This is a genomic window from Streptomyces sp. Je 1-369, assembly GCF_026810505.1.
GTDB lineage: Bacteria > Actinomycetota > Actinomycetes > Streptomycetales > Streptomycetaceae > Streptomyces.
Genome location: NZ_CP101750.1, coordinates 4,931,257 through 4,944,996, shown reverse-complemented (window position 1 = coordinate 4,944,996; position 13,740 = coordinate 4,931,257). Strand labels below are relative to the sequence as shown.

Genomic DNA, 13,740 nt, shown 5'->3' with positions numbered 1-13,740 from the left:
CGTTCACCCGGCGCTCAGCCGTCCGCTGATCCACTCCAGCGTCGCCGGGATCTCCCGGCGCCAGGTGTTGAAGTTGTGCCCGCCGCTCTCGAGCGTGATCGACGAGACGCGCGTGGGCGCCTTCACCTTGTCGATGAACTTCAGGGTGTCCTTGTAGTTGCCCTCCCCCTTCTTGCTGGTGGTCACGAGGAGGGACGTCTTGGGCGGCGGCATGTGGTCCAGGTACCAGTCCAGGTCGGCGTGCTGCTTCCGCTCCTTGTCGCCGTGGAACAGGTCGCCCGTGGTGACGTCGATGGGTGCCTTGTAGTACGCGGACAGACCCGCTCCCGCCCCGTACGTGCCCGGGTGGTGCATGGCGAGCTTCAGCGCGCAGTAGCCGCCGGTGGAGTCGCCGATGACGCCCCAGTTCTGTCCCTTGCCGCCCACCCTGTAGTGGTCGGATATCGCTTTCGGCAGGTCCTTGGCGAAGAACGTCTCGGTCTGCGGCCCGCCCGGCACGTCCACGCACTCGGTGTCGCGCGGCGGCGCCACGGTCGGCCGCATCATGACGAGGATCATCGGCTGCATCTTGCCGTCGGCCGCCTGCTTGTGGGCGGTCTGCGGATAGTGCAGGCCCTTGATGAGCGCCTCCGCGGTGCCCGGGTAGCCGGTGAGCACCACGGACGCGGGGAACTTGCGGTCCTTGTGCTGCGGCTGGAAGTACTCGGGCGGCAGGTAGACGTAGGCGGGGCTGCCTATTTTGGACTCCTGTCCGCCGACCTCGATCTTCTGGATCTGGCCCCCGACGGAGGGGCGGCCGCCGCCCGGCACGTTCACGGTCTGGGTGTCGACGACCTTGACGGGCCCTTCTCCTTTGGCCGGATCGTGGTCCACCACCACTCCGGGCGCCGTCTCCTGGCCGAAGAGGTCGGCCCAGGTGGCGTAGAAGCCGAAGGCCTGGTTGGCCGACAGGCCCACCGAGGCGAAGACCGCGATCTGGGTGGCGAGGAGCAGCCCTACACGGCCCACGACCGCCTTCCAGCTGCGGCGGGCGAGCCGCGGCCAGAGCCAGATCGTGCCGACGAAGAACAGCACCGCCAGCAAGACCGCAAGGGCGAGGACCTTGTTGCTCGTGAGACCCATGGGGAGTTCTGCCTGCGCTTTCTAACCTGTGCCGGGCACGTGCCTCGGCTTGACCGGACCCTGGACGGTCCGGCCGGCGGAGATGCCGCGGGCCCGCCGGGGCCTGCCAGAGCATTTCCAGCCGTTTCCGGTCGGGAATGAACCCGTCTCCCTGAAGGACCGTCCTAGAGGGCGCAATGTAGCCGGATGCGCTTTTGGCACCGGATTAAAGCTCTCTCGCAGAACTACGGGATGCGATGTCTGTCAGGATAGATGGGGAAATGTCGGGCGGGGTTCCGGACAGTGAGGTGCGCCACCGCGACAGCCGACTGCACAAGGTGCTGCGCGGCCCGCGCCCTGAGGCGGTGCCCACGCTGGTCGCCAGAGCCTGCACCCTCGTCGGCCTCCTGAACGTCGCGGCAGGGGTCTTCCCCCGCTTCCGGCACAGCCGCATGCACGCCATCGCCGAGGTGCTGCCCGGCGCGCTCGGCCCCTTCGCCGCCGCGCTCGCGCTCAGCTCCGGCATCCTGCTGCTGCTGCTCGCGCACGGCCTGCGGCGCCACAAGAGGCGGGCCTGGCGGGCCGCCGTGGTGCTGCTGCCCGCGGGTGCCGCGGCGCAGTTCGCGTACCGGCACTCGGTCATCGGCGTCGTGATCTCGATCGCGCTCCTCGCACTGCTGTTGCGCCATCGGAGTGAGTTCACCGCGCTGCCCGATCCGCGCAGCCGCTGGCGTGCCCTTGCCAACTTCGTCCTCCTCGGTGCCGGATCGATTCTGCTGGGCCTGGTGATCGTCAGCGTCCACCCCGGCAAGGTCATCGGGGACCCCAGCATCACGGAGCGCCTGGAACACGTCCTCTACGGACTCTTCGGCTTCGAAGGCCCGGTCGACTACTACGGACGCACGTCCTGGACGGTCGGTTTCTCCCTCGGCGCCCTCGGCATGCTCACCGCCCTCACCACCATCTACCTGGCCTTCCGCCCCGAGCACCCCGCCGCGCGCCTCACCGAGGACGACGAGACGAAGCTGCGCGCGCTGCTCGACAAGCACGGCGGCCGTGACTCCCTCGGCCACTTCGCGCTCCGCCGCGACAAGGGCGTCGTCTTCTCCCCCAGCGGCAAGGCCGCCGTCACCTACCGCGTCGTCTCCGGAGTGATGCTCGCCAGCGGCGACCCGATCGGCGACGTCGAGGCGTGGCCCGGCGCGATCGAGCGCTTCATGGACGAGGCGAAGGCCCACTCCTGGACGCCGGCCGTCATGGGCTGCTCCGAGACGGGCGGCGAGGTCTGGACCCGCGAGACCGGCCTCGACGCCCTGGAACTGGGTGACGAGGCGGTGGTGGACGTCGCGGATTTCTCCCTGTCCGGGCGTGCGATGCGCAACGTACGCCAGATGGTCAAGCGGATCGAGCGCAATGGCTACGAGACGCGCGTACGGCGCATCCGTGACCTGGGCGAACAGGAGCTCACCCGGATCCAGCGGGCCGCCGAGGACTGGCGCGGCACCGACACCGAGCGCGGCTTCTCGATGGCCCTCGGCCGCATCGGCGACCCGGACGACGGCGACTGTCTGATCGCCACCGCCCACAAGGCGGACGAGGAGCCGGGCCCCTACGGCGACCTGAAGGCCGTCCTCCACTTCGTCCCGTGGGGCAAGGACGGCGTCTCCCTCGACCTCATGCGCCGTGACCGCGCGGCCGACCCCGGCATGAACGAGCTCCTCATCGTGGCCGCCCTCCAGGCGGCCCCGAAGCTCGGCATCGCGCGCGTGTCCCTCAACTTCGCCATGTTCCGCGCGGCCCTCGCCCGCGGCGAGAAGATCGGCGCGGGTCCGGTCCTGCGCGCCTGGCGGGGCCTGCTCGTCTTCCTGTCTCGCTGGTTCCAGATCGAGTCCCTGTACAAGTTCAACGCGAAGTTCCGCCCCCGCTGGGAGCCCCGCTTCGTCGTCTACCGCTCCAGCAAGGACCTCCCCCGCATCGGCTTCGCCGCGATGCAGGCCGAGGGCTTCGTCACGCTCGCCCTGCCGCGCTTCCTGCGCCGGGGCACGCTCCAGCGCCGCCCCTGCCCGCACCGGGCCGCCGAGCGGGAGGTCCAGGCGGCGTAATCGCGCCGCTTCCGGGCCTAGGCTGGAGGTATGAGTACGTTGCGCGGGCGGGGATCGGTCCAGGGACTGCCGGAGTGGGACCGCTGTGCGGTCATGGGCGTGGTGAACGTGACGCCGGACTCCTTCTCCGACGGCGGCCGCTGGTTCGACACGACGGCCGCCGTCAAGCACGGCATCGACCTGGTCGCGCAGGGCGCCGACCTCGTCGACGTCGGCGGCGAGTCCACCCGCCCCGGCGCCCCCCGCGTGGACGAGGACGAGGAGCTCAAGCGCGTCGTGCCCGTCGTGCGGGGCCTGGCCGCCGAGGGCGTCACGGTCTCCGTGGACACGATGCGCGCCACCGTCGCCGAGCAGGCGCTCGCGGCGGGCGCCGCCCTCGTCAACGACGTCAGCGGCGGCCTCGCCGACCCGCGCATGGTCCCGGCGGTCGCGGCCGCGCACGCCCCCTTCGTGGTCATGCACTGGCGCGGCTTCCTCACCGACATCCACGCGAAGCCGCACTACGAGAACGTGCTCTCCGAAGTCGTCGACGAGCTCCACGCGCGCGTGGAGGCTGCCATAGAGGGCGGCATCGCCCCGGAGCGCATAGTCGTCGACCCGGGCCTCGGGTTCTCCAAGGAGGCCGAGCACGACCTGACGCTCCTCGCCCACCTGAAGCGGCTGCGCGGGCTCGGCCACCCGATCCTCGTCGCCGCCTCCCGCAAGCGCTTCCTCGGCCGGGTCCTCGCGGGCCCGGAGGGCGCCCCGCCGCCCGCCCGCGAGCGCGACGCCGCCACCGCCGCCGTCTCCGCCATCGCCGCCCACCAGGGCGCCTGGGCGGTCCGCGTGCACGAGGTGCGGGCGACCGCCGACGCGGTCCGCGTCGCCCGTGCCGTGACCGGCGCGGCTGGCGGCCCTCGGTGACCGCCGCGAGGACCGACATCGAGCAGGTACAACTCGCCAACACGGCGTTCTACGAAGCACTGGAACGCGGCGACTTCGACGAGGTGTCCGACCTCTGGCTGGACTCCGAGGACACCCCGGAGAGCTCGGGCGGCACGGAGGACGCCGAGGACGCCGAGGACGCCGAAGGCGCCCAGGACGGCGACACGGCCGGTGACGCCGTCTCCTGCGTCCACCCCGGCTGGCCGGTCCTGACGGGCCGCGGCGAGGTCCTCAGGTCGTACGCGCTGATCATGGCGAACACCGAGTACATCCAGTTCTTCCTCACCGACCTGAAGGTCGGCGTGGCCGGCGACACCGCTCTGGTGACGTGCACCGAGAACATCCTCAGCGGCGGCCCGCCCCCGGAGGGCGGCGGCGAGCTCGGCCCGCTCGTGGGCCAGCTCGTGGTCGCCACCAATGTGTTTCGCCGCACACCCGACGGCTGGAAGCTCTGGTCGCACCACGCGTCACCGGTCCTCGCGGAAACCGATGACGAAGAGGATGAGGAGACCCCCACCTGAGTGGGTAGGCGCCCACTGATCAGTGTGTGCCGAGGCGCCCGACGGGCCCCGCGGGCGAGTGCTGTCAGTGCTCGCAGGTAGATTCGATCGAGGCTGGTGTGCCGACCGCACTCGGTACAGGCCTGCCGATACCGACGATTGCAGGAGTGATTCGCGTGGATCGTGTCGCGCTGCGCGGCCTCAAGGCCCGCGGGCACCACGGTGTCTATCCGCGGGAGCGCGAAGAGGGCCAGACCTTCATCGTGGACCTGGTGCTTGGTCTGGACACGCGAGCGGCCGCGGCCGACGACGACCTGGCGAAGACCGTGCACTACGGAGTCGTGGCCGAAGAGGTCGTGGCCGTCGTCGAGGGCGAACCCGTCGACCTCATCGAGACGCTCTCGGAGCGCATCGCCCAGGCGTGTCTCAAGCACGACGGAGTTCTGGAGGTCGAGGTCTGCGTGCACAAGCCGGACGCCCCGATCACCGTCCCGTTCGACGACGTGACCGTCACCATCACCCGGAGCCGAGTATGACTGCGCCCTTCAAAGCGGGTCAGAGCGACCCCACCGTCCAGCCGGTGCCCACCTCCGTCGTCGCGCAGGTGGACGCCGCGGACACGACCCTGTCCAACCCCAAGCGCGCCGTGATCTCCCTCGGCAGCAACCTCGGCAACCGCCTGGAGACGCTCCAGGGCGCCATCGACGCCCTGGAGGACACCCCCGGCCTGCGGGTCAAGGCGGTCTCTCCGGTGTACGAGACCGAGCCCTGGGGCGTCGACCCCGGCAGCCAGCCCTCGTACTTCAACGCGGTCGTCGTGGTGAAGACGACCCTGCCGCCCGCCTCGCTCCTGGAGCGCGCGCAGGCGGTCGAGGAGGCCTTCCACCGCGTGCGGGACGAGCGCTGGGGCCCGCGCACCATCGACGTGGACATCGTGGCGTACGCGGACGTGGTCTCCGACGACCCGGCCCTCACGCTGCCCCACCCGCGCGCCCACGAGCGCGCCTTCGTCCTCGCTCCCTGGCACGATGTGGAACCGGAGGCCCAGCTGACCGGCCGGGGCCCGGTCGCGAAGCTGCTCGAGGCGGTCACCCGGGACGGTGTGGCTCCCCGCGCCGACCTGGAACTCCGACTGCCCGAGTAGTCGTTGGAGAAGGCGGTCGAGGTAAGCAAGCCGATGAAGGGTCACCCGTGAAGGAACTGCGCATCAGGACACTGGTCGGCCTCTTCCTCGTGGCCGGAGTGCTGTCCTGGTCGGGCGCCCGCCTCTGGGACTCCGTCGGCTCGCTGCCGCGGGTGCCGCTGGCCGCGCCCATCGTGCTCGCGGTCATCGCCGTCACCCTCCTCGCGACGGCGCTCTCCCTGCGCGCCCGGCTTCGGGCCCAGCGCGAGCGGCGCCCCGGCGCGAAGGGTGTCGAGCCGATGATGGCCGCCCGCGCCGTCGTCTTCGGCCAGGCGAGCGCCCTGGTCGCCGCGCTGGTCGCGGGGATGTACGGCGGGACGGGCGCGTTCCTCCTGGAGTTCCTCGACATTCCGCCCCGCCGCGACCAGGCGGTGTACGCGGGGCTCTCGGTCCTCATGGGCATCGCGGTCATAGCGGCCGCCTTCTTCATGGAGCGGGTCTGCAAGCTCCCCGAGGACGACGACGAGAACGGCGAGACGACCGCGGCGGCGTAGGACCTCTCGAAACGCGTGCGCCCGTCAGGCGGGCGCTACAGCAGCGTGCCGCCCTCGACCTGCGTCTCGCCCAGGATCCGCTCCAGGCGCCCGAGGACGTCCGCGTCCAGACGTACGTGCGCGGCCGCGAGGTTCTCCTCGATGTGCTTCGGCGTACGGCTGCCGGGGATCGGCACCACGTTCGGGTCCTGGTGCAGCAGCCAGGCGAGCGCCAGCTGCGCCGGGGTGATGTCCAGTTCCTGCGCGACGCCCCGCACGGGCGCGAAGCGGTCGTTGTTGGCCTTCAGGTTCGCCGCGTCGAAGCGCGGCGCGTTCTGCCGGAAGTCGCCCTCGGTGACCTGGCCGACGGTGCCGGTGAGGAAGCCGGCGCCCAGCGGCGACCACGGCACGAGCCCGACGCCGAGCTCGCGCGCCGCCGCGAGGAGTTCCGGCTCGGCGGGCTTCCACATCGACCACTCGATCTGCACCGCCGACACGGGGTGCACGGCGTGCGCGGCCCGCAGCTGGGCCGCCGTCACGTTCGAGAGGCCCAGGTGCCGGACGAGCCCCTCCCTGATCAGCTCGGCGACCGCCCCGACGGTGTCCTCCAAGGGGATCTGCGGATCGGGGAAGTGCGGGTAGTACAGGTCGATGTACTCCGTCTCCAGGCCCCGCAGGCTCGCCTCGGCATAGCCGCGTACGTGCTTCGGGTCGCCGTTGACCGCCAGCTCACCGAAGGCGTAACCGATGGGGAAGGGGTGCGGCTCCACGCCCTCGGGCAGCCGGAAGCCGAACTTGGTGGCTATCGCGACCTGGTCGCGGCGCCCTCTCAGGGCCTTGCCGATGAGGCGTTCGTTGTGGCCGTCGACGCCGTACCCGTCGGAGGTGTCGATGATCGTGGCGCCCGCCTCGACCGCCGCGAGGAGGGCCCGCTCGCCGCGCTCGTCGTCGACCTCGCCGTAGACACCCGGGGAGAGCACCATGGCGCCGTAACCGAGGGCGGAGACCTCCAGGTCGCCGAGCTTGCGGGTGGGCAGGGACTGCGTGCTCGTATTCGTCATACACGCAGTCTTTCGGCCACGCCCCTCCACCGTCCACCACTTTGGGCCACAACAGCCGCACACGACACACGAGTTAAGCGGAACGAAGGCTTCAGCGGGCCATGATCAGACTCATCGCCTCGTTGCGCGTCGCGGGGTCGCGCAGCTGGCCGCGGACCGCGGAGGTGATGGTCTTGGCACCCGGCTTGCGGATGCCGCGCATCGACATGCACATGTGCTCGCACTCCACGACGACGATGACGCCGCGCGGCTCCAGGATCTCCATCAGCGAGTCCGCGATCTGCGTCGTCATGCGCTCCTGCACCTGCGGACGGCGCGCGTACACGTCCACGAGGCGGGCGAGCTTCGACAGGCCGGTGATCTTGCCGCTGGTCGCCGGGATGTACCCCACGTGGGCCACGCCGCGGAACGGCACGAGGTGGTGCTCGCAGCAGGACGTGACCTCGATGTCCTTCACCAGGACCATCTCGTCGTGGCCGAGATCGAATGTCGTCGTCAGCACGTCCTCGGGCTTCTGCCAGAGCCCGGCGAATATCTCCCTGTACGCCCGCGCAACGCGTCCCGGGGTCTCCCGCAGCCCTTCCCGGTCGGGGTCCTCCCCCACGGCGATGAGCAGCTCGCGTACGGCGTTCTCGGCCCGCTTCTCGTCGAACTCGCCGATCAGGCCGTCGCCGTCCAGCGTCACCGGGTCGGTCATCTTGTGCCTCGTTCCTGTGCGTCACACGCGGGCGTACGAAATAAGCCGCGCCCCCCAGGCTAGAACCAGGGGGGCGCGGCATCCATTCCGGGCCTGCTGAGGCGCGCGGGATCAGCTCTCGGGGCGGTCCTCGGGGGCCACCTCGATGGGCTGCTCCGTGCTGCCCGACGTCACCGCGGGGGTCGCGCCGTTCGCACCGTTCGTCAGCGACAGCTCCTTGGGGGAGAGCACCGGCGGGCGGGTCGAGGGCGTGCGCCGCGAGGAGCCGGTCCACGCCGGGCGGGCCGGGCGCTTCACGATGGTCGAGAAGATCTCGGCGATCTCGTCCTTGCCGAGGGTCTCCTTCTCCAGGAGCTGGAGGACCAGGTTGTCGAGCACGTCGCGGTTCTCGACGAGGATCTCCCACGCTTCGTTGTGCGCGGTCTCGATGAGCTTCTTGACCTCTTCGTCGACCAGCGCCGCGACCTCTTCCGAGTAGTCGCGCTGGTGGCCCATCTCGCGGCCGAGGAAGGGCTCGGTGTTGTCGCCACCGAACTTGATCGCGCCGAGGCGCTCCGTCATGCCGTACTGCGTGACCATCGCGCGGGCCGTGCCGGTGGCCTTCTCGATGTCGTTCGCCGCGCCCGTCGTCGGGTCGTGGAAGACGAGCTCCTCGGCCGCGCGCCCGCCCAGCATGTACGCCAGCTGGTCGAGCATTTCGTTGCGCGTGGTCGAGTACTTGTCCTCTTCGGGCAGGACCATGGTGTAACCCAGGGCCCGGCCGCGGGAGAGAATCGTGATCTTGTGGACCGGGTCCGAGTTCGGTGAGGCCGCCGCGACCAGGGCGTGTCCGCCCTCGTGGTACGCGGTGATCTTCTTCTCCTTGTCGGACATGATCCGGGTCCGCTTCTGCGGGCCCGCCACGACGCGGTCGATCGCCTCGTCGAGCATGCTGTTGTCGATCAGCTTCTTGTCGCTGCGGGCGGTGAGCAGCGCGGCCTCGTTGAGGACGTTGCTCAGGTCCGCGCCGGTGAAGCCCGGCGTGCGACGGGCGACCGCGGAGAGGTCGACGTCCGGAGCGACCGGCTTGCCCTTCTGGTGAACCTTGAGGATCTCCAGACGGCCCAGCATGTCCGGGCGGTCGACGGCGATCTGCCGGTCGAAGCGGCCGGGGCGCAGCAGCGCCGGGTCGAGGATGTCGGGGCGGTTCGTGGCGGCGATCAGGATGACGCCGCCCTTCACGTCGAAGCCGTCCATCTCGACGAGCAGCTGATTCAGCGTCTGCTCGCGCTCGTCGTGGCCACCGCCGAGACCGGCACCGCGGTGACGGCCGACGGCGTCGATCTCGTCGACGAAGACGATCGCCGGGGCGTTCGCCTTGGCCTGTTCGAAGAGGTCACGCACACGGGAGGCACCGACACCGACGAACATCTCGACGAAGTCGGAACCGGAGATCGAGTAGAACGGGACTCCGGCCTCACCGGCGACGGCACGCGCGAGGAGCGTCTTACCGGTACCGGGCGGGCCGTAGAGCAGCACGCCCTTGGGGATCTTGGCGCCGACGGCCTGGAACTTCGCCGGCTCCTGGAGGAACTCCTTGATCTCGTGGAGCTCCTCGACCGCCTCGTCGGACCCGGCCACGTCGGAGAACGTCGTCTTCGGGGTGTCCTTGGTGATGAGCTTCGCCTTGGACTTCCCGAAGTTCATGACCCGGGAGCCGCCGCCCTGCATCTGATTCATCAGGAACAGGAAGACGACGACGATGAGGACGAAGGGGAGCAGGGAGAGCAGGATGCCGACGAAGGGGTTCTGCTTCGACGGCGAGACGGTATAACCGTCCGGGATGTCCTTGGTCTGGTACTTGGACTGCAGGGACTTGGCGAGGTCGACGCCCTGGTCGCCGATGTAGCTCGCCTGGATCTTGCTGCTGTCCTTGACCTTCTGGCCGTCCTTGAGCTCGACCTTGATGATCTGCTCGTCACCGGTGGTGATCTTGGCGGACTCGACCTTGTTGTCGTTGATCGCCTGGACGACCTGGCCGGTGTCCACCGTCTTGTAGCCACCGGACGAGCCGACGACCTGCATCAACACGACCACGGCAAGGACGGCCAGCACGATCCACATGACTGGCCCACGGAAGTATCGCTTCACGTCCATCCATACGGAGCGATGACGCCCCGTCCCTCCTGCCATAGTGAGTTTGATAAAGACTGTTCTTCGGACGGTACCCCAGCATTGTGACCCGAAGCTGTCCGGGACTGCTGGCAATCCGGCCTTCGCATGCTCCAACGTCGGGAAACGGGTGAGGGTTCCCCTGCGCCGTACGCGGTGCGTACGGCGGCGCTACGGGACGTCAGCCGCCGTAGACGTGCGGAGCGAGCGTTCCGACGAACGGGAGGTTGCGGTACTTCTCCGCGAAGTCGAGGCCGTACCCCACGACGAACTCGTTCGGGATGTCGAAGCCGATCCACTTCACGTCGATCGCGACCTTGGCCGCGTCCGGCTTGCGCAGCAGCGTGCACACCTCGAGGGAGGCGGGCTCGCGCGAGCCGAGGTTGGAGAGCAGCCAGGACAGCGTCAGACCGGAGTCGATGATGTCCTCGACGATCAGGACGTGCTTGCCCTTGATGTCGGTGTCCAGGTCCTTGAGGATCCGCACGACGCCGGAGGACTGGGTCCCCGCGCCGTACGACGACACGGCCATCCAGTCCATCGTGACGGGAGTGGACAGGGCGCGCGCCAGGTCCGCCATGACCATCACCGCGCCCTTGAGGACGCCGACGATCAGCAGGTCCTTGCCCGCGTACTCCGCGTCGATCTTGGCGGCCAGCTCGGCCAGCTTGGCGTCGATCTCTTCTTTGGTGATGAGCACCGACTGGAGGTCGGTGCCCATGTCTTTCGCGTCCACCCGCATCACTTTCGGTCGTCCCACCGGCCGACTCGGCCCGTCAGTCACACGGGCCTCTCGTCAGCCTTGCCGGATCACCAGTCTGCCACCCTGGCGCTGAGCCATGACTTTGCCCGGGAGGTTGATGGCTCCTTGGCCGCGCCAGCCCGTGATCAGGCGGTCGACCTCCTCGATGTGCCGGGCGAAGAGCGAACCGGCGGGGGCGCCCGCGTCGATGGCGGCCCGGCGCACGATCCGGCGGCGCACCGCGGGGGGCAGCGCGTAGAGCTTCGCGCACTCCAGGAGGCCGGTGGCGTCGCGCACGGTCGTCTCGGCCTGGGCGGCCCAGGTGTCGAGGGCGTCGGCGTCGTCCCTGGACAGCTGGGCCGTGCGGGCGAGCGCCTCGACGACGCCCTTGCCGAGCGCCTTCTCCAGGGCGGGCAGGCCCTCGTGGCGCAGGCGGGAGCGGGTGTACGCCGGGTCGGCGTTGTGCGGGTCGTCCCAGACGGCCAGCGACTGGACCATGCAGGCCTTGCGTGCGGTCTGCCGGTCGAGGTGCAGGAAGGGGCGGCGGTAACGGCCGGCGACCCCCGAGGTCGCCGCCATTCCGGACAGCGAACGGATCCCGGAGCCGCGGGCGAGGCCCAGCAGAACGGTCTCCGCCTGGTCGTCGCGGGTGTGGCCGAGCAGGACGGCGGCTGCTGAATGCCGTTCGGCGGCGGCGTCCAGGGCCGCGTACCGCGCGTCGCGGGCGGCGGCCTCGGGGCCTCCGTCGCGGCCCACGTCCACGGCGATGGAGTCGACCGGGGTCAGGCCGAGCGCGGTGAGGCGCACGACGACCTCGGCGGCGCGCAGGTCGGACCCCGGCTGCAGGCCGTGGTCGACGGTGACGCCGCCGGCGCGCATGCCGAGCTTGGGGGCTTCGAAGGCGAGCGCGGAGGCGAGCGCCATGGAGTCGGCGCCGCCGGAGCAGGCGACGAGGACGAGCGGCGACGCGGCCTGCTCGTGCGGGGGGTGCGAGGGGTGAGAGGAGTGGGTGGGGCTCAGGGGGTGCGGGGTTTGCGGGGGTTCGCTCGCGGAGGTGCGTTGGAGGTCGGTCAGGACGTCGTGGAGTACGCGGCGGACCGCCAGGCGTATCGCCGCGACCGCAGGATGGGGACCCATGTCCGGTTCCCTTCGTGAAGTTCGGGGGGTGAGCTCGGGTCAGTCACTCAGGACCCACTCGGGATGTCCGGCCCCTCGGGGGGTCTCACTTCCCGCGCGTTCGGTCACTCAGAGTGTGTCGATGGTGACAGAGCCGAGCCGTTCCCCGAGCATTGCACGCCTACCCATTGCCTACGGTCCCTCGGACGGGTGATTACGGGGGCGTTCTCCTGCCATCGGCCGCATCCGGCCTCTCAGTCTCCTTTACGGTGCACCCGCGCGACCCAGTCCGCCGGTTTGGCGATCTCCGCCTTCGTGGGCAGCGTGTTCGGCGACGTCCACACGCGGTTGAAGCCGTCCATGCCGACCTCGTCCACGACGGCGCGCACGAAGCGCTCACCGTCGCGGTACTGGCGCAGTTTCGCGTCGAGGCCGAGGAGCTTGCGCAACGCTTGGTCGAGGCGGCTCGCGCCGCGGGCCCGCCGCTGCTGGAACTTCTCGCGGATCTCGCCGACGGACGGCACGACGTCCGGGCCCACGCCGTCCATCACGAAGTCCGCGTGGCCCTCGAGCAGGGACATCACGGCTGTCAGGCGGGCGAGGATCTCGCGCTGGGCGGGGGTCTGGACGAGCTCGACGAGGGAGCGGCCGCCCTCGGACTCCTCGCCCTCGGTGTCGGTGCGGCCGCCCGCGAGGGACTGGGCGGCCTCCCTGATGCGCTCCAGGACCGTCATCGGGTCGACCTCGGTCTCGCCGAGGAACGACTGGATCTCGGCCTCCAGGTGGTCGCGCAGCCACGGCACGGCGGTGAACTGGGTGCGGTGCGTTTCCTCGTGGAGGCAGACCCAGAGGCGGAAGTCGTGGGGGTCCACGTCGAGCTCGCGCTCCACGTGCACGATGTTCGGGGCGACCAGGAGGAGCCTGCCGCCGCCGTTCCCTCCCGCGGGGAGGTCGCGGGTGGCCGGGGCGAACGTCTCGTACTGCCCGAGGACGCGGGAGGCGAGGAACGACAGGAGCATGCCGAGCTCCACGCCCGTCACCTTGCCGCCGACCGCGCCGAGGACGGCGCCGCCGGGGCCGGTGCGGCGGTCCTGCATCTTGTCGAGGAGGGGCTTGAGGATCTCCCTGAACCCCGCGACGTTCGCCCGGACCCAGCCGGCCCTGTCCACCACGAGGACCGGGGTGTCGTGGGTGGACTCCGTCCCCATCCTCGTGAAGGAACGGACGTGTTCCTCCGAGGACTTGGCGTGCCGGCGGAGCTCCGCGACGACGGCTCGCGCCTCGTCACGGCTCACCTCTGGCCCCGGCCTCACGAGCCGGGTCGCGGTCGCCACCGCGAGATTCCAGTCGACCATCTCGGCACCACCGATGCTCGTCATGCGTCAACGGTACGTGCTGGCTCCCTCCCGTGGAGGGGCTAGCACCCCTGACATTGCCCTGGAGCCGCCCCTAGGGACCCTTGGGGTGGGCGGGATGTGGTGTTCGGGTGCGGGTGGATCGGCTTTTCTGCGTGCGGGTGGGTGGGCTCTTCTGCGGGTGGATCGGCTTTTCTGCGTGCGGGTGGGTGGGCTCTTCTGCGGGTGGGTGGGCTTTTCTGCGTGCGGGTGGGTTCTTCTGGTGCGGGTGGGTGGGGGTTGCTCGCGCAGTTCCCCGCGCCCCTGGCGGCGGCTCCCCGGCGCCGGGCGTTCAG

General features: G+C 70.2%; 13 protein-coding genes. 6 read left to right on the top strand and 7 right to left on the bottom strand.

Going from position 1 to position 13,740, the window contains the following annotated elements; genetic code table 11:
• Window positions 1-3: 3 nt before the first annotated feature.
• Window positions 4-1,122, bottom strand: coding sequence for an alpha/beta hydrolase (locus tag NOO62_RS22525; RefSeq protein WP_268772701.1), 1,119 nt, complete (start codon window positions 1,120-1,122; stop codon window positions 4-6).
• Window positions 1,123-1,382: 260 nt separating this feature from the next.
• On the opposite strand from NOO62_RS22525, the gene NOO62_RS22520 reads away from it, so the two are divergent.
• The 6 genes from NOO62_RS22520 (at window position 1,383) to NOO62_RS22495 (ending at window position 6,304) form a co-directional block, all read left to right on the top strand.
• Entirely contained in the window at window positions 1,383-3,203 is a 1,821-nt protein-coding gene (locus NOO62_RS22520; protein ID WP_268772700.1) for a phosphatidylglycerol lysyltransferase domain-containing protein, read from the top strand.
• A gap of 30 nt (window positions 3,204-3,233) precedes the next feature.
• Window positions 3,234-4,106: a dihydropteroate synthase gene (folP, locus tag NOO62_RS22515; RefSeq protein ID WP_268772699.1), complete on the top strand. Its 873-nt coding sequence runs from the start codon at window positions 3,234-3,236 to the stop codon at window positions 4,104-4,106.
• The gene (locus tag NOO62_RS22510; RefSeq protein ID WP_268772698.1) at window positions 4,103-4,648 is read left to right on the top strand and encodes a nuclear transport factor 2 family protein; all 546 of its coding nucleotides are present in this window, start codon (window positions 4,103-4,105) and stop codon (window positions 4,646-4,648) included. Before folP ends, NOO62_RS22510 begins: the two co-directional genes overlap by 4 nt.
• Before the next feature lie 155 nt (window positions 4,649-4,803).
• On the top strand, window positions 4,804-5,163 hold the full coding sequence (gene folB, locus NOO62_RS22505; protein WP_150217102.1) for a dihydroneopterin aldolase: 360 nt from the start codon (window positions 4,804-4,806) through the stop codon (window positions 5,161-5,163).
• Window positions 5,160-5,771, top strand: coding sequence for a 2-amino-4-hydroxy-6-hydroxymethyldihydropteridine diphosphokinase (folK, locus tag NOO62_RS22500; protein WP_268772697.1), 612 nt, complete (start codon window positions 5,160-5,162; stop codon window positions 5,769-5,771). Before folB ends, folK begins: the two co-directional genes overlap by 4 nt.
• A gap of 47 nt (window positions 5,772-5,818) precedes the next feature.
• On the top strand, window positions 5,819-6,304 hold the full coding sequence (locus NOO62_RS22495) for a DUF3180 domain-containing protein (RefSeq protein ID WP_268772696.1): 486 nt from the start codon (window positions 5,819-5,821) through the stop codon (window positions 6,302-6,304).
• 35 nt (window positions 6,305-6,339) lie between these two features.
• Here NOO62_RS22495 and NOO62_RS22490 read toward each other — a convergent pair whose 3' ends face one another.
• The 6 genes from NOO62_RS22490 to NOO62_RS22465 form a co-directional block, all read right to left on the bottom strand.
• Window positions 6,340-7,344, bottom strand: coding sequence for an aldo/keto reductase (locus NOO62_RS22490; protein WP_268772695.1), 1,005 nt, complete (start codon window positions 7,342-7,344; stop codon window positions 6,340-6,342).
• A 91-nt stretch (window positions 7,345-7,435) separates the two neighbouring features.
• A complete protein-coding gene (folE, locus tag NOO62_RS22485) occupies window positions 7,436-8,041 on the bottom strand; it encodes a GTP cyclohydrolase I FolE (RefSeq protein ID WP_268772694.1) in 606 nt (201 codons plus the stop codon).
• Window positions 8,042-8,152: 111 nt separating this feature from the next.
• A complete protein-coding gene (ftsH, locus tag NOO62_RS22480; RefSeq protein ID WP_268772693.1) occupies window positions 8,153-10,177 on the bottom strand; it encodes an ATP-dependent zinc metalloprotease FtsH in 2,025 nt (674 codons plus the stop codon).
• A 196-nt stretch (window positions 10,178-10,373) separates the two neighbouring features.
• Window positions 10,374-10,934: a hypoxanthine phosphoribosyltransferase gene (hpt, locus tag NOO62_RS22475; protein WP_268775726.1), complete on the bottom strand. Its 561-nt coding sequence runs from the start codon at window positions 10,932-10,934 to the stop codon at window positions 10,374-10,376.
• Between the two features lie 54 nt (window positions 10,935-10,988).
• Window positions 10,989-12,071, bottom strand: coding sequence for a tRNA lysidine(34) synthetase TilS (gene tilS / locus NOO62_RS22470; RefSeq protein WP_268772692.1), 1,083 nt, complete (start codon window positions 12,069-12,071; stop codon window positions 10,989-10,991).
• Window positions 12,072-12,304: 233 nt separating this feature from the next.
• Window positions 12,305-13,429, bottom strand: coding sequence for a zinc-dependent metalloprotease (locus tag NOO62_RS22465; RefSeq protein ID WP_268772691.1), 1,125 nt, complete (start codon window positions 13,427-13,429; stop codon window positions 12,305-12,307).
• Window positions 13,430-13,740 lie beyond the last annotated feature (311 nt).

What these genes read in the sequence shown, in the direction of transcription:
- NOO62_RS22525 (WP_268772701.1), bottom strand. Translation starts at nt 1,122, where the DNA reads ATGGGTCTCACGAGCAACAAGGTCCTCGCCCTTGCGGTCTTGCTGGCG.
- folE (WP_268772694.1), bottom strand. Translation starts at nt 8,041, where the DNA reads ATGACCGACCCGGTGACGCTGGACGGCGACGGCCTGATCGGCGAGTTC.
- NOO62_RS22490 (WP_268772695.1), bottom strand. Translation starts at nt 7,344, where the DNA reads ATGACGAATACGAGCACGCAGTCCCTGCCCACCCGCAAGCTCGGCGAC.
- folP (WP_268772699.1), top strand. Translation starts at nt 3,234, where the DNA reads ATGAGTACGTTGCGCGGGCGGGGATCGGTCCAGGGACTGCCGGAGTGG.
- NOO62_RS22520 (WP_268772700.1), top strand. Translation starts at nt 1,383, where the DNA reads ATGTCGGGCGGGGTTCCGGACAGTGAGGTGCGCCACCGCGACAGCCGA.
- hpt (WP_268775726.1), bottom strand. Translation starts at nt 10,934, where the DNA reads ATGCGGGTGGACGCGAAAGACATGGGCACCGACCTCCAGTCGGTGCTC.
- folK (WP_268772697.1), top strand. Translation starts at nt 5,160, where the DNA reads ATGACTGCGCCCTTCAAAGCGGGTCAGAGCGACCCCACCGTCCAGCCG.
- tilS (WP_268772692.1), bottom strand. Translation starts at nt 12,071, where the DNA reads ATGGGTCCCCATCCTGCGGTCGCGGCGATACGCCTGGCGGTCCGCCGC.
- ftsH (WP_268772693.1), bottom strand. Translation starts at nt 10,177, where the DNA reads ATGGACGTGAAGCGATACTTCCGTGGGCCAGTCATGTGGATCGTGCTG.
- NOO62_RS22465 (WP_268772691.1), bottom strand. Translation starts at nt 13,429, where the DNA reads ATGACGAGCATCGGTGGTGCCGAGATGGTCGACTGGAATCTCGCGGTG.